This is a genomic window from Streptomyces sp. NPDC058246 (genome assembly GCF_042881985.1).
In the GTDB taxonomy this organism is placed as follows: Bacteria; Actinomycetota; Actinomycetes; order Streptomycetales; family Streptomycetaceae; genus Streptomyces.
Genome location: NZ_JBHVWZ010000019.1, coordinates 84822 through 108708, shown reverse-complemented (window position 1 = coordinate 108708; position 23887 = coordinate 84822). Strand labels below are relative to the sequence as shown.

General features: G+C 73.4%; 19 protein-coding genes. 9 read left to right on the top strand and 10 right to left on the bottom strand.

Annotated elements, in window-relative coordinates; genetic code table 11:
- Positions 1 to 88 precede the first annotated feature (88 nt).
- From ACFVXA_RS25895 to ACFVXA_RS25880, 4 genes are all read right to left on the bottom strand, one after another.
- Positions 89 to 4798 (bottom strand): hypothetical protein, encoded by a 4710-nt coding sequence (locus ACFVXA_RS25895; RefSeq protein WP_390026863.1) that lies wholly within the window; start codon positions 4796 to 4798, stop codon positions 89 to 91.
- Positions 4799 to 4907: 109 nt separating this feature from the next.
- Positions 4908 to 5786 (bottom strand): hypothetical protein, encoded by an 879-nt coding sequence (locus tag ACFVXA_RS25890; protein WP_362025954.1) that lies wholly within the window; start codon positions 5784 to 5786, stop codon positions 4908 to 4910.
- 136 nt (positions 5787 to 5922) lie between these two features.
- Positions 5923 to 7449 (bottom strand): hypothetical protein, encoded by a 1527-nt coding sequence (locus ACFVXA_RS25885; protein ID WP_390026861.1) that lies wholly within the window; start codon positions 7447 to 7449, stop codon positions 5923 to 5925.
- A gap of 138 nt (positions 7450 to 7587) precedes the next feature.
- Positions 7588 to 8292: a GntR family transcriptional regulator gene (locus ACFVXA_RS25880; RefSeq protein ID WP_362025948.1), complete on the bottom strand. Its 705-nt coding sequence runs from the start codon at positions 8290 to 8292 to the stop codon at positions 7588 to 7590.
- Positions 8293 to 8467: 175 nt separating this feature from the next.
- Between ACFVXA_RS25880 and ACFVXA_RS25875 the strand changes: the two genes are divergently transcribed.
- The 5 genes from ACFVXA_RS25875 (at position 8468) to ACFVXA_RS25855 (ending at position 13080) form a co-directional block, all read left to right on the top strand.
- Positions 8468 to 9787: an MFS transporter gene (locus ACFVXA_RS25875; RefSeq protein ID WP_384020573.1), complete on the top strand. Its 1320-nt coding sequence runs from the start codon at positions 8468 to 8470 to the stop codon at positions 9785 to 9787.
- Positions 9784 to 10608, top strand: a complete 825-nt coding sequence (locus tag ACFVXA_RS25870) for a putative hydro-lyase (protein WP_390026859.1) — start codon at positions 9784 to 9786, stop codon at positions 10606 to 10608. Before ACFVXA_RS25875 ends, ACFVXA_RS25870 begins: the two co-directional genes overlap by 4 nt.
- A gap of 31 nt (positions 10609 to 10639) precedes the next feature.
- Positions 10640 to 11398, top strand: a complete 759-nt coding sequence (locus ACFVXA_RS25865) for a 5-oxoprolinase subunit PxpA (RefSeq protein ID WP_362025939.1) — start codon at positions 10640 to 10642, stop codon at positions 11396 to 11398.
- On the top strand, positions 11395 to 12012 hold the full coding sequence (locus tag ACFVXA_RS25860) for an allophanate hydrolase subunit 1 (RefSeq protein WP_383909221.1): 618 nt from the start codon (positions 11395 to 11397) through the stop codon (positions 12010 to 12012). Before ACFVXA_RS25865 ends, ACFVXA_RS25860 begins: the two co-directional genes overlap by 4 nt.
- A 186-nt stretch (positions 12013 to 12198) precedes the next feature.
- Positions 12199 to 13080 (top strand): biotin-dependent carboxyltransferase family protein, encoded by an 882-nt coding sequence (locus tag ACFVXA_RS25855; RefSeq protein WP_362025934.1) that lies wholly within the window; start codon positions 12199 to 12201, stop codon positions 13078 to 13080.
- 16 nt (positions 13081 to 13096) lie between these two features.
- Here ACFVXA_RS25855 and ACFVXA_RS25850 read toward each other — a convergent pair whose 3' ends face one another.
- The 5 genes from ACFVXA_RS25850 to ACFVXA_RS25830 form a co-directional block, all read right to left on the bottom strand.
- On the bottom strand, positions 13097 to 13942 hold the full coding sequence (locus ACFVXA_RS25850; protein ID WP_390026856.1) for an SGNH/GDSL hydrolase family protein: 846 nt from the start codon (positions 13940 to 13942) through the stop codon (positions 13097 to 13099).
- Complete coding sequence (locus ACFVXA_RS25845; protein ID WP_383741643.1) at positions 13939 to 15093, bottom strand: glycosyltransferase; 1155 nt, start codon at positions 15091 to 15093, stop codon at positions 13939 to 13941. Before ACFVXA_RS25845 ends, ACFVXA_RS25850 begins: the two co-directional genes overlap by 4 nt.
- Positions 15090 to 16253, bottom strand: coding sequence for a glycosyltransferase family 1 protein (locus ACFVXA_RS25840; RefSeq protein ID WP_362025925.1), 1164 nt, complete (start codon positions 16251 to 16253; stop codon positions 15090 to 15092). Before ACFVXA_RS25840 ends, ACFVXA_RS25845 begins: the two co-directional genes overlap by 4 nt.
- Before the next feature lie 139 nt (positions 16254 to 16392).
- Positions 16393 to 17811 (bottom strand): HEAT repeat domain-containing protein, encoded by a 1419-nt coding sequence (locus tag ACFVXA_RS25835; RefSeq protein WP_362025922.1) that lies wholly within the window; start codon positions 17809 to 17811, stop codon positions 16393 to 16395.
- Positions 17812 to 18111: 300 nt separating this feature from the next.
- Positions 18112 to 18504: an ankyrin repeat domain-containing protein gene (locus ACFVXA_RS25830; RefSeq protein ID WP_362025919.1), complete on the bottom strand. Its 393-nt coding sequence runs from the start codon at positions 18502 to 18504 to the stop codon at positions 18112 to 18114.
- A gap of 270 nt (positions 18505 to 18774) precedes the next feature.
- On the opposite strand from ACFVXA_RS25830, the gene ACFVXA_RS25825 reads away from it, so the two are divergent.
- Positions 18775 to 18969 (top strand): hypothetical protein, encoded by a 195-nt coding sequence (locus ACFVXA_RS25825; protein WP_028803620.1) that lies wholly within the window; start codon positions 18775 to 18777, stop codon positions 18967 to 18969.
- A 40-nt stretch (positions 18970 to 19009) separates the two neighbouring features.
- Positions 19010 to 20599 (top strand): ABC transporter ATP-binding protein, encoded by a 1590-nt coding sequence (locus ACFVXA_RS25820; RefSeq protein ID WP_390026854.1) that lies wholly within the window; start codon positions 19010 to 19012, stop codon positions 20597 to 20599.
- A gap of 225 nt (positions 20600 to 20824) precedes the next feature.
- On the opposite strand, the gene ACFVXA_RS25815 is transcribed toward ACFVXA_RS25820, so the two are convergent.
- Positions 20825 to 22324: a PLP-dependent aminotransferase family protein gene (locus tag ACFVXA_RS25815; RefSeq protein WP_362025912.1), complete on the bottom strand. Its 1500-nt coding sequence runs from the start codon at positions 22322 to 22324 to the stop codon at positions 20825 to 20827.
- Positions 22325 to 22425: 101 nt separating this feature from the next.
- Between ACFVXA_RS25815 and ACFVXA_RS25810 the strand changes: the two genes are divergently transcribed.
- Both ACFVXA_RS25810 and ACFVXA_RS25805 read left to right on the top strand, forming a co-directional pair.
- Positions 22426 to 23088 carry a hypothetical protein gene (locus ACFVXA_RS25810; RefSeq protein ID WP_362025909.1) on the top strand — a complete coding sequence of 221 codons (663 nt, stop codon included), beginning with the start codon at positions 22426 to 22428 and terminating at the stop codon, positions 23086 to 23088.
- Entirely contained in the window at positions 23085 to 23852 is a 768-nt protein-coding gene (locus ACFVXA_RS25805; protein ID WP_383741630.1) for a glycerophosphodiester phosphodiesterase, read from the top strand. Before ACFVXA_RS25810 ends, ACFVXA_RS25805 begins: the two co-directional genes overlap by 4 nt.
- Positions 23853 to 23887 lie beyond the last annotated feature (35 nt).

Here is a 23887-nt window from a genome sequence, read left to right as displayed (position 1 = left end):
GCAAGGGGCGCGGGACTGTGACACATGCGGTTCCGCCGCGGGGGCGCGACCAGCCAGGAACGGCCCGCAGTTCCCGACGACCGTTCGTCTACGGAGCGCTCGGCGCCGGGCGCTTGTACATCCGCGTCGCCGTGATCTCCGTATGCGCCGCTTCCCCGGCGGGAGCCTCACGCGGCAGTCCCGGCCTGAGGTGTTCCTCCACGCTGATGTACTTCAGCCCGGCACGCAGGTCGGCGTCGTTGCGCAGCCGGATGACGAGCGGGAACTCGGCGAGCGCGGTCGTGTCGAAGAGGCCGGTGGTGTAGAGGAGTTGGACGCCGAGCGCGTCGGACACGGCCCGCTGCAGCTCCAGCAGGTACGTCGCGTTGGCGCGTCCGATGGGGTTGTCGAGGAAGAGCGTGCCGGCGTGCCGGTGCTTGTCGCGGCCCCGGTCGTTGCTGCGCAGCGCCGCCATCGTGCAGTACAGCGCGATGGCGGCGGTGAGCAGCTGGCCACCCGAGAACACGTCGCCCATCTGTCCGACGGGAACGCGCTCGGCGCGCAGCACGGCGTCCGGCTTGAGGATCTCGACGGCGACGCCCTTCGGCTGGAGCGCGGCGCCGACTCCGCGCAGCAGCAGCGACATGCCGTCCCGCCGCATGTCCGAGTTCTTCTTGACCGCCGCGCGGGTGGCCTCGTCGACGACCTCGCCGAGCCGCTCGGTGAGCGTCGCCTGGTCCGGCTCCTCGAAGCGGATGCGCAGGAACTCCTGTCCGGACCACTCACCGAGCCCCTCGGGCAGCCGGGAGAGCCGCTGGGCGGACCGCAGCGTGGCGAGCGCGGACTCCACGAGCCCGCGCAGCCGGTCCACGATCGAGTCGCGATTGCGCTCCAGCTGCGCCAACTCGTCCGTCAGGACCCGCAGTCGGGGCGCGAAGGCGTCCGCCCACTTCTGCGCGTGCTCGGGCAGCGAGGACGCGGGCAGCTCGCGGATCTGCTGCCGGGCCGGGGTGCGCACCTGCTCGTAGCGCGTGGAGTTGGCATGCCGTACGAGGATGTCGCTCGCCTCGCGCACCGCGCCCTCGGCGGCGGAGAGATCGGCGGCGCAGCCGCGCAGCGAGCGGCGGGCCTCGGCGGCGGAGTGCCGTGCCTCTTCGAGGGTGCCGGGGTAGGGCTCGGGCTCCTCCTGCACCTCGTCGGTGTGCTCCCGCAGGAGGTCCCGGAGCAGGGCGGCCGTCTCGTCGAAGCCGCCGGCCGCGTCCTCGGCGGCGCGGTGTCCGTCGAGGAGTTCGGCGTGGGCCTCCCGCGCCTGGCTCAACGCCTCGGTACGGGAGGCGAGTTCGGAGGTGGCGGTGCGCAGCAGGCTCTGCGCGTGCTCGGCGTCGCGCGGGACCAGTTCCTGCGATAGTTCGGTGTGGGCCTCGCCGTCCTCGGGCGCGTGCCGCTCGGCCTCGCCGCGCAGCCGCCCGAGCTGCTCGCTCGCGGTGGACATGCGGGTCTCCAGCAGCTGCACCAGCTCTTCGGCACGCGCGGCGGCAGCCTGCCGGGAGGGCCCGTCGGAACCGTCCGTCGACTCAAGGAGCTGGGCGGCGCGCGTGCGCACCTTGTTGCTGAGCCGGTCCAGCTCCGCGAGCGCCGCGCTCTCGTCGCTCTCGGCCCGCGCCTGCTCGGCCCGCAGATCGGCGCCGACGCCGACCTTCTCGTACAGCTGGGACGCCGCCCGGTAGGCCTCCCGCAGGGCGGGCAGTGACGTCTTCGACGCCTCCGATTCGTCCTCCGGTACGTCGTCGGGGGCGCCCGCGATCTCCGCGCGCTCGGCACGCAGCGCGCGGGCCGTGCGGCGGGCGTCGTCGGCCGCGCGCTGGGCGGCGCGCCGGTCCTCGTCGGCGGCGCGGGCACGCTCCAGGCAGACCTGGGCACGGGCCTCCGACTCCGTGGCCTCGTCGGCGAGTTCACGCACCTTGACCTGCCAGCCGGCGCGCTCGCGCAGCCGGAACGCGAGTCCGGCGAGCGCGTCGGCGGCACGCCGGGCGCGCTGGGCGGTCTCCTGCCGCTCGTCCCGTACGAGGGTCGCCTCGGCAGCGACCTCGTCGGCCTCCGCCCGGACGGTGCGCGCCTCGGCCAGCTCGGCCTCGGCCTCCTCGGCGAACGCGCGCGCGTCCCGGGCGGCCGTGGCCAGCTCGACGAGCCGTCCGGTGGGGCAGCCGGTGCGCCAGGACGCCAGCCGCGCCGCCAGCTCGCGGTCCTTGCCGAGCCGGGCCGCGAGCGTCCGGATCTCCTCGTCCCGCCGGCTCGCGCGGGCCCGCAGTGTCTGCCGCTCCTCGTCGGCGGCGTGTTCGTCGTGCATGGCCGGGTTGGGCGGTACGAGGAACACGTCGCCGTCGCCCGCGTCGGGTGCCGGCGTCGGGGCGAGCAGCGCGGCGGCCGTGCCGACGGCGACGGCCGACCGCGGCAGCAGGGCCGCGTCGCCGAGCGCCTCGCGGGCCCGGGCGTGCGTGTCCGGATCCGTGATGATCACGCCGTCGACCAGCTCCGGCCGGGCGGCCAGCACGCGCGCGTGGTCGACGGGGTCGACGGCCTGCGCGAGATAGCGCCAGCCGGGGAGCGCGGGGATGCCGTGCTCGCCGAGGTACTCGACGGTGGCCAGCACGTCCGGGCCGGGCGGCAGCAGGCCGCCGTCACCGAGCGCGCCGAGAATGCGTGCGTCGTCGGCCGCGGCGGTGCGCAGCTCGAAGAGCTGCCGCTCGGCGGCGGCGACCCCGTCGTCGAGGAGCTCGCGGAGTTCGTCGGCGTAGTGGTCCAGCTGTTCGGGGGCGAGCGGCGACGCGCCGGTGTCCGTCGCGTCGGCGTCGGTGGCGTCGAGGCCTGACCGGGCGGCGGCGGCACCGGCCCGGCCCTGGCCGGAGACCGCCCCGCCCTGTTCCGCGGTTCCGTCCGCGCCCGACCGGGGCACGGGAACGCCGCCCCGCCCGGCGCCCGGCAGGCTCAGCAGCTCCGCGAGCCGCTCCTCCCCCGCCAGCGCCTCGGCCGTACGCCGCTCGCCGTCGTACGCCCGCTCGGCGGCGGTCGCCGCATCGGCCGCGCGCGCGGCCGTCAGCTCCGCGCGGGATTCGGCGGACGCCGCCTCGCGGGCGTGCTCCGAGGCGCGGCGCGAGGCCTCCCGTGCGGTGTCCCAGGCGGCGACGGCGGTCTTCTCGGCGTCGCTGGCCGCGAGGGCGGCGCGGGCGGGGTCGGCGTCCGGGGCGCTGTCGTCGAGCCAGCCCGCGCGCACGGCCTCGGCGGTCTCCTGCTCGACCTCGCTCAGGCGCTGGCGCAGATGCCCGACCTCGCTGCGGGCGCGCTGCGCGGCGGTGGCCGCGGCGGTCGAGTCCGCGTACGCCCTCTCGCCGACCTCCTGGAGCCCGGCGGACCGCTCCTCCTCCTCGTTGGCGAGGGACTCGGCGCCTTCGGCGGCGCGGTGCAGGGCGCGTACGAGGTCGACGGCGGCCTTGGCCCGGGCGGCAAGTGCGGGCGCGGCGTCCCGCTCGGCCTCACGGATCGCGGCGGCCACGCGCGCGGAGCGGTCGGCGGCGGCCCGGTGCCGCAGCACGAGTTCGGCGGCCTGCCACGCGGACTGCAACGTCCGCGCGTCGGCCAGCTCGCGCTTCTGCGCCGCGGCGGACTTCTCCGCCCCGGCGAGCGCCAACGAGGCGTGCCGGTAGGCGAGTTCGGCGGCGATCAGCGCACTGCGCCCGCGGGCGCCCTCGGCGTGCGTGACGGCGTACGCGGCGGCGGTGACGCGCTGGGCGAGCTCACCGGCGCGTACGCGCTCCTGCACGGCCCGCGCGGACAGCCGCCGTGCCAGCGTCCTGGTACGCCGCTCGGCGCCCGCGTGGATGTCCCGCGCGCGTGCCCGTGCCTCGGCGGCGTCGACGATCCGGCCGAGCAGATCCACGGACCCGGCCGTGAAGTCCCGCTCGGCGATCAGCTCGGCCCGCCGCCCCAGCTTGTTGCCGAAACCGCCGACCAGGTCGGCGAGGCCGTCCGTGTCCCGGGTGTCGGTGACGGCGCGCAGCAGCAGGTCGGTGAAGTCGGAGTCCTTCTTGACCGCGAAGAGACCGGCGGCCTCGCCCTCGTCGGCGTTCATCTCCCGCTGGTAGCGGAAGAGTTCGGGGTCGAGGCCCAGGTCGCCGAGGTGTTCGTTCCAGCGGTCGTGGATCTCCTCCCAGTGCACTTCGAGGTGCGGGTACGCCTTGCCCGCCTCGGTGATCGCGTCCCGGAAGCCCTTCATGGTGCGCCGTCGTCCCTGGGCGCCCGAGGCGCCCTCGACGGACGGCCGTACGGCGGTCGCCTCGGCGACCGGCAGGTTGTCCAGGCTCAGTCCGGGGCCGGGCCGGAAGGAGTACCAGGCCTCCGCGAACTTCCTCGGGTCATTGGAGACTTGCCGCCCCCGCCACTCGCTCACCTTTCCGACGACGACACACTCGCCGGTCAGCGTGTGCTGCCACTCCAGCGCGACATGCCCGCAGTCGTCGGCGAGCAGGAACTTGCGCAGCACACCGGAGCTGGCGCCGCCCAGCGTGTTGCGGTGGCCCGGGAGCATCACCGAGAAGATCAGCTTGAGCAGCACCGACTTGCCGCCGCCGTTCTCCAGGAAGAGCACGCCCGCGGGTGCGGGCCGGCGCGGCGGCCCGACGGGCTCCTCCTGGAAGAACTCCGCCTGCATGGGCGCGGGGTCGGGCACGGGCTCGCCGACACCCCGCAGGTCAAGCACGGTGTCGGCATAGCGCGCACCGGCCGGACCGATGGAGTAGAGGCGGACCCGGGACAGCTCGTACATGGCGGCGGACTCTCGTCGTAAGTCTTCGGAAGCAAGTCTTCGTAAGGGCGGGGAACTTCAGGACACTGCCGAGAAGTTCGGGATTCTCAGGAGGTGACTCTCAGGAGGTTCAGGAGTGGAACGGCAGTCCCGCTCCGGCCGCGAGCTCCAGGTCGTCGGTGTCCTCGGCGGGCAGCAGCGTCGCGGTGCCGTCGGTCACCGGGACGATGCCCAGGTCGAGGAGCTCGGCCAGGGCCGCGCTGCCCGCCATGTCACGGACCTGGAGTTGATAGCGGGCCGTCGTCCGGTACGTCCCTCCCCCGTCGTCCCCGGTGCGCTGCAGGAACCCCGAGTCGGTGAGGAACGCGACGGCCTTGCCGACGATGCCGGTGGTCGAGCCGGCCAGTCTTCGCGCGTCCTTGGTGGCCCCGGTGGAACTGCGCCGCGCCCAGATCCGCCAGGCCGCCTCCAGACCCGGCGCATCGCTCGCCGGGTCGGTGTTCTCGCCCTGCTCCCCGGCCCGCTCCTCCAGGCGGCGGCAGGCCTGCCGTACGAACGCGTCGACGCCGTTGACCGAGACGCGCCCGATGTATCCGTCGTCCGCGAGGTCCTCGGGGCGCGGGAACGCCATGGCGGCGACCGCGAGGTGGGCGAGTCCGTGCAGGAAGCGGTCCCCGGAGTCGGCCGCCGTCCGACGCGCGTAGTCGCCCATGCGGACGGCGAACACGGAGTCCTCGGCGGCCGTCACCGCCATCCCCGCGCGCGGGGACACTTCGAGCACGACCAGCCCGAGCCCGGCGGCCACGGCGTCGGCCAGCCGCGCGAACGGCGGATCCTCGCGATACCGCCGCAGCAGCTCCGCGTACTCCTGGTCCCGCGCGGGCTGCAGCTTGGGCTGCAGCCCGAAGGCGACGAGCCGCGCCGCGTCGGCGGCGTCGGCCGGGGTGACGGGGGCATTCGCCGGCGCGGCGACTGTCTCCGGCTCACTCCACTCGACGTGCTCGGTCACGGCTGAGACTCCTTGGTCTGGCATACGAAGGTGAGAGGAGATGCCCCGTGAGGGGCGCGGGGCGTTACGTCATGCGGCACCGCCGCGTGGGCGCGACCAGTCATGGACGACCCGCCGCGGAGGGACGACCCGTGGTTCACGCGGCCTCCGTCCGGTCGGCGGCCATTGCGGCCGCATCCAGCAGAGCCATCCCCACGATGAGGTCCGCCCCGCCGAACTCGGGATCATCCAGCTCGGTCCCGTCGTCCACGGCGAACAACAGCTTCTCCTCACCCTGCCGATAGGCGGTCCCGACCGGCGGGCTGGCCGCGTGGACGGCCAACAGGGCGACCAGGTAAGGCAGTTCGGGGTCCCGTCGGCGGGCCTCGGCCAGCAAGCCGGACAGCCGCCGCGGCGCATCGGCGGGCAGATCGAGCAACTCCATGGCGGAGGCCAGCTGCTCCTCACTGAACCGGCTGTCGTCGGGGGTGGCGATCAGATCCGGCTCGGGCATCTCCGCGCCGAGGTGCTCCCGCTCCAGGGGCGGTGTCAGCAGTATGTCGACGAGATCACCCACCCGGACGGCGACCGGGGTGCGCAGCCCCGTCCCACGGGCGAAGAACGCGTCGGTCACGCGCAGCGCCTGCTCCATCGGCAGCGGCAGCACCGGCGCGACGAGATGTCCGTAGAGGTCGATCCCCGACGTCGTCATGGGCGTGGCGAAGGCCTGCCGGTCCTGCTCGGCGCGGAAGAGCGGGCCCGCCTCCAGGAGCCGGGACTGGAGCTGTGTGTGCCTGCGGATGCAGTCCTTGACGATGTCGACGAGCTCGGCGGCGCGGCGCTTCTGCTCGGGGTCCTCGGACTCGTCGCGGGCCTTGCGGATGTTGGTGAGGATCGCGTTCTCGTGCCGATAGCGGTCGGCGACGTGGTCGAGGGCCTCGGCGATCATGTCGGGCACGGCTTGGAGCCAGTCGACGGCTCGCACATTGCGCCGGGTCGCGTCCAGTGCCTTCCTGAGCGTCTCCGAGTACTGCACGGTCCGGTAGCGGGCCTGCTCGGCGGCGAGCTGCGCGTCGGCGAGCCGCCCGCGGCTGATCAGGACCTCCAGCTTGACCTCGGCGGCGATCTGCGCGCTGGTGACGTCGGTGTCGAGGGCGCCGACGAGGACGTTGACGGCTTCGTCGGTCGTACGGAGATAGACGCTCCCCCCGTATCCGGGCACCTCTTCGATCAGCTTGAAGTCGTAGTCGCGGCGGACATAGGAGCCGTCGGGCGCGAAGGTGCCGTACACGGCGCGGAAGCCGCGGTCGACGCTGCCGACGTTGATCAGGTTCTCCAGGACCCAGCGGGCCACGCGCTCGTGCTCGGCGACGGGCCGCCGCGGGGCCTGGGCGGCGATGCGCGGGATGAGCCTGGCCACTATCTGGTCGTGGTCGGCGCCGGTGTCGAAGTCCATGTTCAAGGTGACGAGGTCGATGGCGGCGAGGGCGACCTCCGCCATCCCGTAGACCGTGTACTCACCCGCGAGGTTCGCCTTGCGCACGTCGAGGTCGTGCAGCGGCGCGGTGCAGGCGAGCGCGCGCAGCCGCCGCGCCAGGCCCTCGTCGGCGGCCGGGCCCGGCGCGGGGCGCGGCCCCGCGCTGAGCTGGGGCGGAACGCTGTCCGTCGATGCAGGCGAAGTCACGGTGCACAGACTAGGTCCTCGGTCTGACACCGGTCGAAACGGCGCAGAAGCGACCGGCCGTCACGGCAGCTCACAGCCGCGGGGGGTCCGTCGCGCCGGACGGACCCGGCGCGGGTTGCGAACCGTACCCGAACCGCTTCAGCCGATCCCCTGCGCCCCGTCGGCCACCCGCCGCCCGTACACCTCCACGAGCCCGTTCAGCGAGTCGTCGAGATAGCCGGCCAGCAGCCGCTCGGCGCCGTCCCGGTCGCCCGCCTGGAGGGTCTGGAGGATCTCACGGTTACGGGCGAGATACGGCTCGTGGAGCCGGCGCGGGTCGTCCACCACGTGGAAGGCGAGGCGCAGTTCGGCGAAGACGCTGCGCATGAGTTCGTCGGTGCGGGCGCTCCCGGCGAGCGCGACCAGTTCCCGGTGGAAGTGGATGTTGGCGGTGGAGACACCTTTCCAGTCACCTTCGCGCGCCGCCCGTCGCCCGTCCGCGACGGCCTCGGCGAGACCCTCCACGGCGTACGGCGGCTCGTCGAGACCGCGGACCACCGCGCACTCGACGAGGGTCCGTGTGCGGTAAATGTCCTGAACGTCCTCAATGGTCAACACCCGCACGAAGACCCCACGATTGAGCTCGTGCACCAGCAGCCGTTCGTGCGTGAGCAGCCGGAACGCCTCGCGCAGGGTATTGCGCGAGACACCGAGCGCGCCGCCGATGCTGTCCTCCGACAGGCGCGTCCCGGGCGGAAAGAACCCCTCGGCGATCCGGCTTCTGAGGATGTCCGAGACCCGTTCGGCGGTACTGGTGCGGCCCAGCAGTGCGCGATCGTCGGCAAGTTCCGTCAGCTCTGCCATGCCCGGAATTCAATCGCAGATACGAGAACGAAACAACACGGGTATTGAGGGATCGTTCAACGATCCTCTACCTTGGCGTGCAGACGCCGACAGCACTGCTCCGGTGTCCACCGCTTCCGCACGGCACGGCACGGCTCAGTCCCCAGCACCCTCCGTCCCTCACTGCGAGGTGCCCATGAGCACGACCCCTCCGTCCCGGGCCCTGAAGGCCGAGACCCCACCCGGCACGGGTGAACCCACCGCTCGGGAAGGCGCGTTCGCCTGGCTGCGGGCGCTCGGTCCGCGCGGCCGGCGCGCCTTCGCCGGCGCGTTCGGCGGCTATGCCCTCGACTCCTACGACTACTTCACACTGCCGCTGAGCATGGTCGCGCTGGCCGCCTACTTCGGCCTGGACAGCGGCCAGACCGGCCTGTTCACCACCGTCACGCTGGTCGTCTCGGCGGTCGGCGGCGCGATCGCGGGTGTGGTCGCGGACCGGATCGGACGCGTCAAGGCGCTGATGATCACCGTGATCACGTACGCGGTGTTCACGGTGGCCTGCGGCTTCGCGCCCAACTACGAGACGCTGTTGGTCTTCCGGGCCCTTCAGGGCCTCGGTTTCGGCGGCGAGTGGGCGGTCGGCGCGATCCTGGTCGCCGAGTACGCGAGCCCCAAGCACCGGGGCCGGACGCTCGGCGCGATCCAGAGTGCCTGGGCGGTCGGCTGGGGTCTGGCGGTGGTCGTCTACACACTGGTCTTCCAGTTCCTCGGCGACGACCTCGCCTGGCGCGTGATGTTCTGGACCGGAGCGCTGCCCGCGCTGCTCGTCGTATGGGTGCGGCGCCGGGTGCAGGACGCCCCGGAAGCGGCCGCCGTGCGCGAGAAGAGCGCCGACAAGGGCTCGTTCGTGGCGATCTTCAAGCCCGCCACCGCCGAAGGCCCCGGCCTCCTGCGCACCACGTTCTTCGCGGTCCTGCTCTCCACCGGCGTCCAGGGCGGCTACTACACGCTGGCCACCTGGGTGCCCACGTACCTGAAGACGGAGCGGGGCCTGTCCGTCGTCGGTACCGGCAGCTACCTCACGTTCCTCATCTCCGGAGCCTTCCTCGGCTACCTCACCGGCGGTTATCTCACCGACAGGCTGGGCCGCAAGCGCAACATCCTGCTCTTCGCGATCCTGTCGGCGGCCTGCATCCTCGCCTACGCGAACATCCCGAGCGGCGCCAACACCCTGCTCCTTGTGCTCGGTTTCCCGCTCGGCTTCTGTATGTCGGCGATCTTCAGCGGCTTCGGCTCGTTCCTCAGCGAGCTGTACCCCGCGGCCGTGCGCGGCACCGGCCAGGGCTTCACGTACAACACGGGCCGCGCCGTGGGCGCCGCCTTCCCCACCACGGTCGGCTTCCTCGCCGACAGCTGGGGCGTGGGCGGCGCGCTGGTCTTCGGCGCGATCGGCTACGCCCTCGCGGCGCTGGCCCTGCTCGGACTCCCCGAGACCCGTGGGAAGGAACTGCTGTGAGCCACACCACCCAGGATCGCCCGTCGAGCCTCCTCGCCGAGCACGCGCACGCGTGGACCCCCGGGAAGGCGCGCGCCCGGTTCCGTTCGGGGGTGTCGGGCCCCACCTCCGGAGTCGCCGCGGGTCACACCCAGGCGAACCTGATCTCGGTGCCCGCCGACTGGGCGTACGACATGCTGCTGTTCTGCCAACGCAACCCGAAGCCGTGCCCGGTCCTCGACGTCACCGACGCGGGCTCGTGGGAGACCGTGCTGGCGGACGGCGCGGACCTGCGCACCGATCTGCCGCGCTACCGGGTGTGGGAGCACGGCGAGTTGGTCGACGAACCCACCGAGGTGACCGAGCACTGGCGCGGCGACCTGGTCTCGTTCCTCATCGGGTGCAGCTTCACCTTCGAGTGGGCGCTGACCGAGGCGGGCGTCCCGATGCGCCACATCGAGCAGGGCCGCAACGTATCCATGTACGTAACGGGGCGCCAGTGCCGTCCGGCCGGGCGGCTGCACGGCCCGATGGTCGTGTCGATGCGCCCGGTGCCGCCGCAGCACCTGGCCGCGGCGATCAGGGAGAGCAGTCTGCTGCCCGCCGTGCACGGCAGTCCGGTGCACTGCGGTGAGCCGTCGGTGCTGGGCATCGAGGATCTCTCGCGCCCCGACTTCGGCGATCCGGTGGACGTGGCGCCGGACGACATCCCGGTGTTCTGGGCCTGCGGAGTGACGCCCCAGGCGGCCGTGATGGCGTCCCGTCCGCCGTTCGCGATCACCCACGCACCCGGCGAGATGTTCCTGACGGACACCCGCGACGAGCAGTACCGCGTGGCCTGAGCACCAGCCGATGAAGGAGAAACCGCACCTCATGACCCCGATCGATCTCAACGCCGACCTCGGCGAGGGCTTCGGCCGCTGGCGCCTCACCGACGACGAACAGCTGCTGTCCGTCGTCACCAGCGCCAACGTGGCCTGTGGCTTTCACGCCGGGGACGCGGCCACCATGCGGCGGGTGTGCGAGCTGGCGGCCGAGCGCGGGGTACGGATCGGCGCCCAGGTCTCCTACCGCGACCTGGCGGGGTTCGGGCGGCGCGCGATGGACGTGCCGTCCGACGAGCTGACGGCCGAAGTGGCGTACCAGATCGGCGCCCTGGAGGTCTTCGCGCGCGCGGCGGGCACGCGCGTGTCGTACGTGAAGCCGCACGGCGCGCTCTACAACCGCGTCGTACACGACGAGGAACAGGCCGGGGCGGTCGTCGAGGGCGTACGGCTGGCGGATGCCACCCTGCCCGTCCTCGGCCTGCCGTCCTCCCGCTTCCTGAAGCTGGCCGAGCGGGCCGGACTGCCCACCGTCACCGAGGCGTTCGCGGACCGCGCGTACACCGAGGAGGGCACCCTGGTGCCGCGCGCCCGGTCCGGCGCGGTGATCACGGACGCGGACACGGTGGTCGAACGCTCGGTGCGCCTGGCCCGCTTCGGCACGGTGACCTCCTGCTCCGGGGAGCGCATCCCGGTCCGCGCGCGCTCGCTGTGCCTGCACGGGGACACTCCGGGCGCGGTGGAGCTGGCCCGCCGGGTGCGGGCCGGGCTGGAGTCCTCGGGCGTCCTCGTGGCGGCGTTCGCATGAGGGTGCTGCCGGTCGGCGACCGCGCCCTGCTGGTGGAGGTCTCCTCGGGCGACGCGGCCCAGGCCCTGCACGCCGAACTGCTGCGCCGGCGCGCGGAGGGCTCCCTGTCCGTAGGGGAGATCGTCCCCGCGGCGCGCACGGTCCTGCTGGACGGCCTGGACGACCCGGTGAGCCTGGCGGAGCGGCTGCCCGCTTGGGACATCCCGGCGCTCCCCGCGCGCGCGGGCGAGGCCATCGAGATCGCCGTACGGTACGACGGTCCCGATCTCGCGGATGTGGCCGCCCTGTGGGGCGTGCGCGAGCGGGAAGTGCCGGAGATCCACGCGGCGGCCGAGTTCCGCGTCGCCTTCTGCGGTTTCGCGCCCGGCTTCGGCTACCTCACGGGGCTGCCGCCCCGCTACGACGTGCCGCGCCGGGCGACTCCGCGCACGGCGGTTCCGGCCGGTTCCGTGGCGCTCGCGGGCCCGTACACCGGCGTGTACCCCCGCTCGTCCCCGGGCGGCTGGCAGCTGATCGGTACGACGGACGCGGTGCTGTGGGACCACGCGCGCGTACCGGCCGCGCTCCTGACCCCAGGGGCGCGGGTCCGCTTCGTACCGGCGGAACGCACATGACAACCCTCACCCCCATCGCACCGGCGAACCACCTATGACAGCCCCGGCCCCCATCGCGCCGGCGAGCCACGCATGACAGCCCCGGCCCTATCGCACCAGCGAGCCACCCATGACAACCCCGACCCCCCATCGCACCAGCGACCCACCCATGACAACCCCGTTCCGCCACGCTCAGTCGAGGTGTCCATGACCGACCGGGCCCTCTCCGTCGTCCGCGCCGGAGCCCTGACCACCGTCCAGGACCAGGGCCGCCCCGGCCACGCCCACCTCGGGGTACCGCGCTCCGGCGCGCTCGACGCGCCCGCGGCCGCACTGGCCAACCGGCTCGTCGGCAACCGGGCGCAGGCGGCCGTCCTGGAGACGACCCTGAACGGCTGTGCCCTGCGCCCGCGTTCGGCGGTCACCGTGGCCGTCGCGGGCGCGCCCTGCGCGGTCACGGTGGACGGCCGTCCGGCGCCCTGGGGCGCACCCGTGCGCGTGCCCGCCGGGGCACTCCTGGACATCGGCCCCGCGCGCGCGGGGGTACGCAGTTACCTGGCCGTGTCCGGCGGCGTGGCCGTGGACCCCGTCCTCGGCAGCCGCTCGACGGACCTTCTCTCGGGACTCGGCCCCCCGCCCCTCGCGGACGGCACGGTGCTGCCCCTGGGGCGCCCCGATGGCGTCCACGCGCGCGTGGACGTCGTTCCCCACGCCGGACCGCCCTCGGAGCTGGTCCTGCGCGTGACGCCGGGGCCACGGGACGACTGGTTCACGGCGTCCGCCGTCCGCACCCTGGCCACCCGCGCCTACCGGGTGTCCTCCGCGAGCAACCGCATCGGCCTGCGCACGGAAGGGCCCTCACTGGAGAGGGCCGTTTCCGGTGAACTTCCCAGTGAGGGCATGGTTCTGGGCGCCGTCCAGGTACCGCCCGACGGCCGACCGGTGGTGTTCCTCGCCGACCATCCGACCACCGGGGGTTACCCGGTGATCGCGGTGGTCCGGCCGGCCGACCTGCCCGCGGCGGCCCAGGCGGTCCCGGGTACGCCGGTGCGCTTCATGGTCGTACGCCGTCGGCGAGAGGGCGGTTGAGAAGACCGCCGAACCGTCATGCCGCGTCCGGTTGTTCCGCCACCGACAGCGCGGCCAGCGCGGACGCGACGGCGTGCGAGGCGCTCAGGTCGAGTCGCGCGCTGGTGCCGCGCGCCCGGTGGCGCACCTCGGCGGCGGCCAGGGTGAGCAGTTGCGGCAGCAGGTCCATGCACCGCCGGGCCACCCACCCCGTCCCCGCGGTGGCCAGCCACCACAGGTCGGCCGACCGGGTGGGCACGGGGAACTCGGGCTCGGCCGAGGGCACGGGCCCGCCGGCGAGGCCCTCCGCGGCGAGCAACGCGTGGAAACGGAGGGCGAGTTGCCGGTGCCCCCGCTCCCCCGGGTGCAGCCGGTCCGCGCTCCACATCGCGCGGTCCGTCAGCCAGGCGCCCTCCGCCGCGTGCAGGTGCACCGCTCGGTAGCGCTCGGACAGCGCGTGCACGACCGTGTTGACGGCACGCTGCCGCCGGGCCAGCGGGCGAGCCAGCGCGCCCGGCAGCCCGAGCATCGCACCGGGGTCCGGCAGACAGGCGGTGAGCAGTACGGCGTCCGTGTCCCGGAAGGCCGCGTACACCTTGTCGAGCCGGGCGGCCACGGCGTGGATGTCGAAGGTGCACCGGAGGGTGTCGTTCACACCGATCACGACGGACACCACGTCCGGTGCGAGGGCCAGCGCGGCCGGAGTCTGCCGCTCCAGTACGTCGCGCGTCTGAGCGCCGCTCACCGCGAGGTTGGTGAACTCGACGGACTCGCCGAGGCCGTCCGCGAGCAGTGCCGCCCAGCCCCGCCACCCCTCGCCCACGGGGTCGCCGACGCCTTCCGTCAGCGAGTCCCCGAGGGCCACGAACCGAAGGGGTCTCATCCCACGCCCTCCTGCAGGCGCGGGACCGCCTCGACCACCGCGTCGTGCGCGGCGAGGAAGCCCTCCACAGCGGCATCCCAGCCGAAACACTCCGCACGCGCGCGTGCTGCCTCCCTGCGCTCGCCCTCGGGCCGCCCGAGCAGCAGCCGTACGGCGTCCGCGAAGGAGTCCCCGCTGTCCGCCGCGGTGGCCCCGGCGGACCCGACGATCTCCGGCAGCGCGGACAGTGCGCTGGCCACCACGGGCGTACCGCAGGCCATCGCCTCCAGGGCGGCCAGCCCGAATGTCTCGGCCGGCCCGGGAGCCAGGCACACGTCGGCCGAGGCCTGCAACGCGCCGAGCAGCGCCCGGTCGCAGACGTGTCCGAGGAAGGTCACGGGCAGCCTCCGCTCCCGGGCACGCTGTTCGAGCCGGGCCCTGAGCGGTCCGTCCCCCGCGACGACGAGGACGGCACGCCGACCGCGCCGCAGCAGCGCCTCCAGCGCGTCGAGCGCCGTACCCGGGCGCTTCTCGACGGACAGCCGGGAGCACATCACGAGCAAGGCCTCGTCCACGCGCGCGTAGCGGTCACGCAGCCCGGGGTCCCGCAGCCCGGGGTGCCGGCCCACCAGGTCGACGCCCAGGGGGGCGCGTACGACATTGCGGGCGCCGATGCGGACGAACTCGCGCTCGGCGAACTCCGTGGTGCACACGACGCGCGCGTACGTGTGCGCGGTACGGACGTTGAGGGCGTCGGCGGTCCGCCGGGCCATCCCCTCCGGGAGCCCCCAGGTCCGCAGCACTCCGTCGGCGGTCTCGTGGGAGACCATCACCGCGGGCACCCGGGCCCGGCGCGCCCACACCCCGGTCCAGCGCAGGGTGGTCCGGTCGGAGACTTCGAGGCGGTCGGGTGCGAGCGACTCCAGCAGCCGGGCCACCCGCCGCTTGTCCGTGAGCACGCGATAGCCGCCCGTCCCGGGCAGCAGCGGCCCGGGCAGCGTGATCACCCGCCCCTGCTCGGTCTCGCGGTCGGTGGCGCGCTCACCGGGGATGACGAGCACCGGTTCGTGTCCGGCGGCCCGGTAGCCGGCGCCGAGTTCGCGCAGCGCGGTGCGCAGACCGCCGGAGGCGGGGGCGACGAAGTTGGCGAGCCGGACGATGCGCAGGCTCATGCCGCCACCAGCTTCCGCGCCGAGAGCACATCGGCGTAGTGGCCGATGAGCTGATCGCCCACGGCCGCCCAGGTGCGACCTTCGACCATGGCACGTCCCGCGGCCCCGTAGGCGGCCCGGAGAGCCGGATCGGCGGCCAGGGCCCACACCGCGTCCCGTACGGCGGCCGCCTCGCCCGGCGGCACCAGCAGCCCCGTACGGCCGTGGGACACCAGGTCGAGCGGTCCGCCCGCGGCGGGCGCCACGACGGGCACCCCGCTCGCCATGGCCTCCTGAACGGTCTGGCAGAAGGTCTCGAAGGGGCCGGTGTGCGCGAACACGTCCAACGAGGCGAAGATCCGGGCGAGTTCGTCGCCGGTGCGCCGCCCGAGGAAGACGGCGCCGGGAAGGGCGTTCTGCAAGGTCGTTTCGCTCGGCCCGTCACCGACCACGACGACGCGTACGCCGTCCAGGCCGCAGACGCCGGCCAGCAGCTCGACGTGCTTCTCGGGGGCGAGCCTGCCGACGTAGCCGACGATCAGCTCGCCGTTCGGCGCCAGTTCACGGCGGAGCGCCGCGTCCCGGTGCCCGGGACGGAAGCGGACGGTGTCCACACCGCGCGGCCACAGCCGTACCCGGGGCACACCGTGTGCCTCCAGGTCGCGCAGGGCCGCGCTGGACGGGGCGAGCGTCCGGTCGGCGGCGGCGTGGACGGAGCGGATCCGCCGCCACGCGGTGGCCTCACCGGCGCTGATGTACGTACGGGCGTAGCCGGCGAGGTCGGTCTGGTAGACGGCCACGGCGGGGATGCCGAGCCGGGCGGCGGCCGCCATGCCGCGGACGCCGAGGATGAAGGGGCTGGCCAGGTGGACGATGTCGGCGCGGTGTTCGGTGATCGCCGCGGCGACGCGTCGGCTGGGGAGGGCGACGCGGACCTGGGGGTAGCCCGGAAGCGGTAGGGAGGGGACTCGGACGACAGGGCACGGCGCGAGAGCGTCCGGCCCGCTCCCCGTGAAGGCACCGCCCTGTTCGGGGGGAGCCGAGAACTTGGGGGAGGTGGCCGGGGCGACGACGAGGGGAGCGTGACCGCGATCGACGAGGTGCCGGGCGGTCTGGAGCGCGCAGTGGGCCACGCCGTTCACATCGGGGGGAAAGGATTCGGTCACGATGACGACACGCATACGGGTGTTCTCGCCGCGCTGGACGTGGTCGCGTCAACGTGGATCTTTCCTGGCGAGGAACGTCCCGTGAGCGTTGCGCTCCGCACCCGTCCAGGTCAGCCCGCGTCCACGCCCCCCTGACTCGCGAGTCACCGAACGTTCATACGGCGGGCATGTCGGGCCCGATCCGGCTTCGTACCGCTGTCTGGACATCGGCCTCCTCGGCCGGATCCGCCGCCAGTCGCCGAAGCTGCTCCACCACACGCGCATCACCGGTTTCGGCATGCCGTGCGGCGACCTCGCGGGTGGTCTCCTCGCAGTCCCACAGGCACTCGACGGCGAAGCCGGCGGCGAAGGAGGGATCGGTGGCGGCCAGGGCGCGGGCGGCGCGGCCGCGCAGATGGGACGAGGCGGTCTCGCGGTAGATGTGCCGCAGCACGGGTGCGGCACAGGCGATGCCGAGCCGTCCGGTGCCGTCGACGAGGGTCCACAGGGTCGGCGCGTCCGGGCCTTCGCCCCGTACCGCCTCGCGCAGTGCGCCCAGCACCAGTTCGCTGTCCTGCGCTCCGCCCCGACAGGCGAGCATGCGTCCCGCGGCGGCGCCCAGTGTGTCGGGCCGGTGCGCCCAGCCGCGTGCCCGGTCGACCGCGGCGACGCTGCGCATCCGCTCGAAGGCGTCGACGGCGGCCTCGGCCACGGCCGTCGAACCGCCCGCCACGGCTCCCTCGATCAGATCGAGGGCGTCCGGATCATTGCCGTCGGCGAGATAGCGCAAGGCGGTGCAGCGGGCGCCGTCTCCGCCGTGGCGCGCGGCCTCGACGATCTCCGGCCGGTCCTCGGGACCGGCGACGGCCGAGAGGCAGCGGGCGGCCGGGACGTGCAGTGCCGCGCCGCGTTCGATGCCCTGCTGGGCCCAGTCGAAGACGGCCTGCACGCTCCACCCCGGGCGGGGCCCGGACGGTCGCATCTGGCGCTGCCAGCGGTCGAAGGAACCGGCTTCCTGGGCGGCACGCACGCGCGTGCCGATGGAAGCGCGCGGATCGTCGGCCCACAGCCGCCAGGGCCGGGGTTCGAAGGCGTCGCGCACGGCGGCGGCGAGTTCGGCGTCACCCTCCGCGTCGGCGGGGAAGCGGGCGAGTACCGGCACGGCCAGGGCGCGCAGCCCGGCGTCGTCGTCCCGCAGGGCGAGCTCGTCGAGGGCCCAGGCCCAGCTGGTGCCGGAGGCCGCGTACCTGCGCAGCAGTTCGAGTGCGTCGCGCCTGCCGTACGAGGCGAGGTGCCCGAGGACCGCGAGGGCGAGGCCCGTGCGTGACTCGCAGGTGTCGAGGATGTCCTCGGCATCGAAGAGGTGCCGCTCGATCGCGTCGAGCTCACCGCTCAGATCGAGGTAGAGACGGGCGTAGTACAGGGAGCGGTTCTCCACCTGCCAGTCGTGGCGGGGGTCGCGCAGCACACAGTGGTTGAGCGCCGCGAGCGCTTCGGCGCGCGGTGCGGTGAGCGCGTGCAGCGTGCCGTCGCCGCGGCCCCTCTGGAGCAGGCCGAGCAGCGTGGCGCTGGGCGCTATGACCGGATCGAACATGGGAAACAGCCTCACATCAAGCGTCGACGCAACCGGGATCCTGCATTACCTGGCCGCGTGACAACACGTCGGAGCGCCCGCCGTTTCTTGCTTGCTGTAGACCATGTTCCTCTGCCTCTCGTCGGTGGCCCATGCGGGCCGCATCACGGCCCGCGCGGTGCGGCAACACCTGCCCAGCCATCGCGTCCGTGACTCACGACGTCATGATGACTCGGCAGTTCTTCCTGCCGCGACCGTATTTCCGGCGGCCCCGTTCCGCCTCCCCTTTTTCCTGCGTTTCGGCTGGTCAGAACGTTCGAGTCACGGTGCGCCGAACAGTTCGAGCAGGTCCGTCTTGCCGAACATACGGGCGGTGTCGACGGCCGAGGGCGTCCCGGCGGCCGGATCGGCGCCCCCGTCGAGGAGCACCCGGATCACGGCTTCCTCGCCCTTGAACACGGCCCCGGCGAGCGGGGTCTGGCCCCGGTCGTTGACCCGGTCCGCCTCGGCGCCGCGCTCCAGCAGCGCGCGTACCGCGTCCGCGTGGCCGTGATAAGCCGCGAGCATCACGAGCGAGTCGCCGCGGTCGTTGGTGAGATTGGCCGGAACGCCCGCGTCCACATACGCCACGAGCGTCTCGGTCTCGCCACGACGCGCGAGATCGAAGATCTTGGTCGCCAGCTCCACGACCTCGGGGTCGGGGGCTTCACTCATCGGCCGGACCGCCTCTCACTGCAACCGTTCGGGTGAATCGCCAGCGTACTGGCTCCGACGGCACATGACCGGCACCGTCCACGGCAAAGATCACACCAGACTCCGGCGGACCCGCCGGACGCAACAGCCCCGCGCAGGCGACCTCGCACAGCTCCGCCAGCCGGGTGAAATCAGCCAGAATTCACCCAGTTGCACCTTTTATCGTATGGATACATGCTGTGATCCTGGAAGTACTCATGGTGACTGTCCCCACGAACCAGGAGAGCACAAATGATCCTGTCCATCTCAGGTGTGGTCCTGCTCGGCGTCATCGTCTTTCTCTTCTTCCGCAAGGACGGCCTCAAGGCGTCGCACTGCCTGGTGTCGACCTTGTTCGGCTTCTACCTCGCGAGCACCGCCATCGCTCCGAGCATCAAGGCCGGCGGGGAGAGCCTGGCGAGCCTGCTCGGCGGGATCAAGTTCTGACGTCGTCCCTCCCTCTCGCACGCACCATCAGGAGACAGCAGTGGCCCGGCGCCCTCTCCCCCAAATTCTGAGCAACGGCAGCGCACAGATCGCCCGAAGCCGGGAGCTGGCCCGGACGGCAGCCGACAGCGCCACCGACGTCCTCCACCCGCTGATCACGGTCTCCCGAGGACTGCACCGCCTGGCAGGTGTCGGACGGCGCAAGTGGGCCGACACCCCCAAGGACCGGCGCGGGCCGCTGCTGTTCCTGGTGGCCTCGGTGATCCTGGTCGTGGCACTGGTGCCGTACGGGCCGCTGCTCGCCGCCATCAGCCTGATGGCGGCGGCAGCCTGGACCGGCCGCGACCACACCCCGCCCACGCCGACGGGCCCCGACGAGGCCCAGACCGAGCGCCTCCAGTCCCTCTACGAGGCCCTGGTCCCGTACTTCTCCGCGGCCGAGGACCCCGCCCCGCTCTACGCCCACGGCGGTGACTGGGAGAAGGCCTTCGCGTCGCACGACTTCGACGACGACGGGCGCCTGTCCCGTCTCCTCATCCGCTATCCGGCCTACTTCACGGACGGCGAGCCGGAGTCCCGCGCCCGCATCGAACAGCTCCTGCACGCCAAGTCGGGGCGCGGCCGCGAGTACCACTTCGCGTGGGACGAGGAGGGCAACGAACTCACCGTCGCGGTCCTCCCGCCCCTCCCCACCGACATCGCCGCCCAGCGCTTCGTGACCGCCCCCGGCGAGACCGTCCTCGGCTTCACCGACCCGGCCGACGTCCCGCGCACCCTCCCCCTCACCCACGGTGAGGAACATCGCGACGTCCCTCCGGTCGTCTGGCGCACCGGGATGCGCTCGACCGAGCCGCACCTGCTGGTGGCGGGCGAACCCGGCAGCGGCACCAGCACACTGATGCGCTCCATCGCCCTGCAGGCCCTCCAGTACGGCGATGTCGTCATCGTCGAGGGTGCCGCCACCGGCGAGTACGCGTGCCTGACCGGTCGGGCGGGTGTGCTGGCCGTCGAGTGCGGGCTGTCGGGTGCACTCGCCAGCCTGGAATGGGCCGCGCACGAGACCGAGCGGCGGTTGATCGCCGCGAACCGCGCCCGTCAGGCGGGGCACCCTCCGCCGGACGACACCAAGAACCCGCTGTGGATCCTGCTGGACCGGCCCAGCGCGCTCGGCCACTTGGCCGCCGCCGACAGACGCCAGGACCCCCAGGAGCTCCTTCAGGTCCCGCTCCGGCATGGGCGTGCGGCGGGCGTCACGGTCGTCGTGGCCGAGCACTTCGACTGCCTGGAATTCCTGAGCGATGCCGTGCGTCAGCACACCCGCGCGCGCGTGGTGCTCGGGCCGGCGACCTCCGCCCAGCTGGAAGCGATCCTGGGCGCGCCGCCGCACACGACCCCCACCCGGGACATGCCGCCCGGCCGCGGCTACGCCCGGCTCGGGGCCGGTCCCGTCCTTCGCCTCCAGGTCCCGGCGACGCCGGACCCGTACGACGAAGCGACGAGCGAGACGCATCGGCAGGCGATCCTCGATCTGCTGCCGGAACGGACGACTCCGGCCGAGGCGGAGCCGCTGCCCGTGGAGGCGCCGCCCGTGGAGGCGCTCCCTGCGGAGGCGGCGGTCGCGGAGACGTAGGGCCGGCCCCCTTCGCCCGCTCCACACCGCACCGTCCCCCTGCGTCCGTCCCGCACGGTTCCTATCGCGCCCTATCGCGCTGACGCGCACCGTCCCTTTCGCGCTGACGCGCTGGTCCTCACACGCCGGACGGCCTGAGAACCAGCCCGTCCGGCGTGTGAGGAGCGGGGCCCGGGCCGGAGCTCCAGATACGGGTCGGGCAGGAGCGGAGGGGGGTGCACAGAGTCACGCCACGAACGTGCGCGGCGTCTCGCTCCCCCCGCTCGCACCCGTTTCCACCAGCCGGGCCGCCGCGGCCAACCGCACCGCCGCCTCCTCGGCCACCGCACCGCCCACGGTGAACGGCAGCCGGACATAGCCCTCGAAGGCGCCGTCGACCCCGAAACGGGGACCGGACGGCACGCGGACGCCCACCCGTTCCCCCACCTCGGCGAGCCGCGACCCCGAGAGCCCACCCGTCCGTACCCACAACGTCAGGCCGCCCCGCGGTACCGAGAACTCCCACTCGGGCAGCTCCCGCCGCACGGCGGCCACGAGCGCGTCGCGGTTCTCGCGGGCCTGCCCCCGGCGGATGTCCACGGCGTGCTCCCAGCCTCCGGTGCTGAGCAGCCAGTTCACCGCGAGCTGCTCCAGCACGGGGGTGCCCAGGTCGGCGTACGCGCGCGCGGCGACCAGGCTGCGGATCACATCCGGCGCCGCCCGCACCCAGCCGATCCGCATGCCCGCCCAGAAGGCCTTGCTGGCCGAGCCGACGGTGATCACGGTCGAGCCGGCGGGGTCGAACCCGCACACGGGGCGCGGCATCCGCAGCCCCTCGTCCAAGCCCAGTTCGCTCATCGTCTCGTCGACGACCAGCACGGTGCCCGCGGACCGCGCCGCGTCCACCAGCCCGCGCCGCTGGTTCTCGTCGGCGAGGGCCCCGGTGGGGTTGTGGAAGTCGGCCACCACGTACGCGAGTCGGGGTGCCGCGTCCCGCAGGACCTGCCGCCAGCGGTCCATGTCCCACCCGGCGAGTCCCTCGGCCATGGCGACGGGGACCAGCCGGGCCCCGGCCTCGCGCATCAGCTGAAGGATGTTGGCGTAGGACGGCGACTCGACGGCGATGCGCTCGCCGCGCCCGGCGAAGAGATGGCAGATCGCGTCGATCGCGCCCATCGCCCCGGTCGTCACCATGATCTGCTCGGGCATGGTCGGAATGCCGCGCGCGGTGTACCGCTCGGCGATCATCGAGCGCAGCGCGGGCAGCCCGGCGGGATAGTCGCCGTGCGTGTGCGCGTACGGCGGCAGCTCCTCCAGGGCGCCCTGCACGGCGCGGGTGAGCCACGGCTCGGGTGCGGGCAGCGCCGCGCAGCCGAGGTCGATCATGGATCCGAGCGCCTCGGGGGGCAGGGGTTCGAGACCGCGCGCGGGCAGCGGGTTCCCGGCCGGCACGGCGGTCCAGCTGCCCGCTCCACGGCGGGACTCCAGGAACCCCTCGGCCCGCAGCGCCTCATAGGCCGCGGCTACGGTCGTACGACTGACGGCCAGGGACAGCGCGAGCTCCCGCTCGGCGGGCAGCCGCGCGGCGACCGGCACCCGGCCTTCCAGCACCAGGAGCCGGATGCCGTCGGCCAGCGCGCGATAGGCGGGCGGACGACGGGTGCCCGCCCCGGCGGGGCGCTCCTGCTGGGAGTTGAGGAGCCGCGCGAGCTGTGCGGCGCCCACCGCCGAAGTCCACTGCGCCATGATTCCCAGTCCACCTTCCCCGAATTGGCCATGGATGGAGTTTCTTTCCAAGCCACAGAGTGTCATGCGTCAGGCCACTACCACCACTGGGGGGACTTCTCATGTCCATACGCTCCGAGTCCGGGCGGCTCCCGCGCCGACTCGTCCAGCTGTACGTCGGCCTGGCGCTGTACGGCGCGAGTTCGGCCCTGCTCGTGGAGTCGGGCCTCGGGCTGGAGCCCTGGAACGTGCTGCACCAGGGCCTCGCCGAGCTCACCGGCCTGACGATCGGCGTGGTGTCGATCATCGTCGGCGCCGCGGTGCTGCTCCTGTGGATTCCGCTGCGCCAGCGCCCCGGCCTCGGCACGGTCTCGAACGTCTTCGTGGTCGGCATCGCCATGGACGGGACACTCGCGCTGGTACCGGAGGCGCACACCTTGGCCGTACGGATTCCGCTGCTCGTGGCGGGCATCGTGCTGAACGGCATGGCCACGGGGCTCTACATCTCGGCCCGCTTCGGTCCCGGGCCGCGCGACGGTCTGATGACGGGTCTGCACCGGCGTACGGGCCGCTCGATCCGCCTGGTGCGCACCGTCCTGGAGGTGGCGGTCGTCGCGACCGGCTTCGCGCTGGGCGGCACGGTCGGCATCGGCACGGTGCTCTACGCCGTCGCGATCGGCCCCCTCGCCCAGCTCTTCCTGCGGGCGTTCGCCGTCCGCCCGGCACCGGGCGGCAGCACCGTCGTTGCCGTCGGTCAACCGGAGCGCGCGATACTGCCCGGGTGAGCACGCGCAGACGCCATCCGTACCTCGACCACCCCGGCCCGATCGCCTTCGCGCACCGGGGCGGGGCGGCGGACGGTCTGGAGAACACCCTGGCCCAGTTCCGGCGCGCGGTGGCGGCGGGCTACCGCTACATCGAGACGGACGTGCACGCCACGGCGGACGGCAAACTGGTCGCCTTCCACGACGCGACCCTCGACCGAGTGACGGACGGGGCGGGCCGGATCGCGGACCTCCCCTGGGAAGACGTGCGCCACGCGCGCGTGGCCGGCGCGGAACCGGTCCCCCTCTTCGAGGACCTGCTCGACGCCTTCCCCGAGGTGCGCTGGAACATCGACGTCAAGGCCGAGCCCGCCCTCCGGCCGCTGCTCGACCTGCTCGAACGCACCGCCGCCTGGGACCGCGTCTGCGTCGGCTCCTTCTCCGAGGCGCGCGTCACACGCGCCCAGCGCCTGGCCGGGCCGCGCCTGGCGACGTCGTACGGCACCCGCGGCGTGCTCAGTCTGCGGCTGCGTTCCTGGGGCATACCGGTCCCGCTGCGGCGCTCGGCGATAGCCGCCCAGGTACCGGAGTCCCAGTCGGGCGTGCCGGTGGTCGACCGTCGCTTCGTCCGGGCCGCCCACGCGCGCGGCCTTCAGGTGCACGTATGGACCGTGAACGAACCGGAACGGATGCACCGGCTCCTTGACCTGGGAGTCGATGGCATCATGACCGATCACATCGACACGCTGCGCAAGGTCCTGGAAGACCGGGGCACCTGGTTCTGAGCCTCCTCGCGCGGTCCGTTCACGGGGAAGCGAGG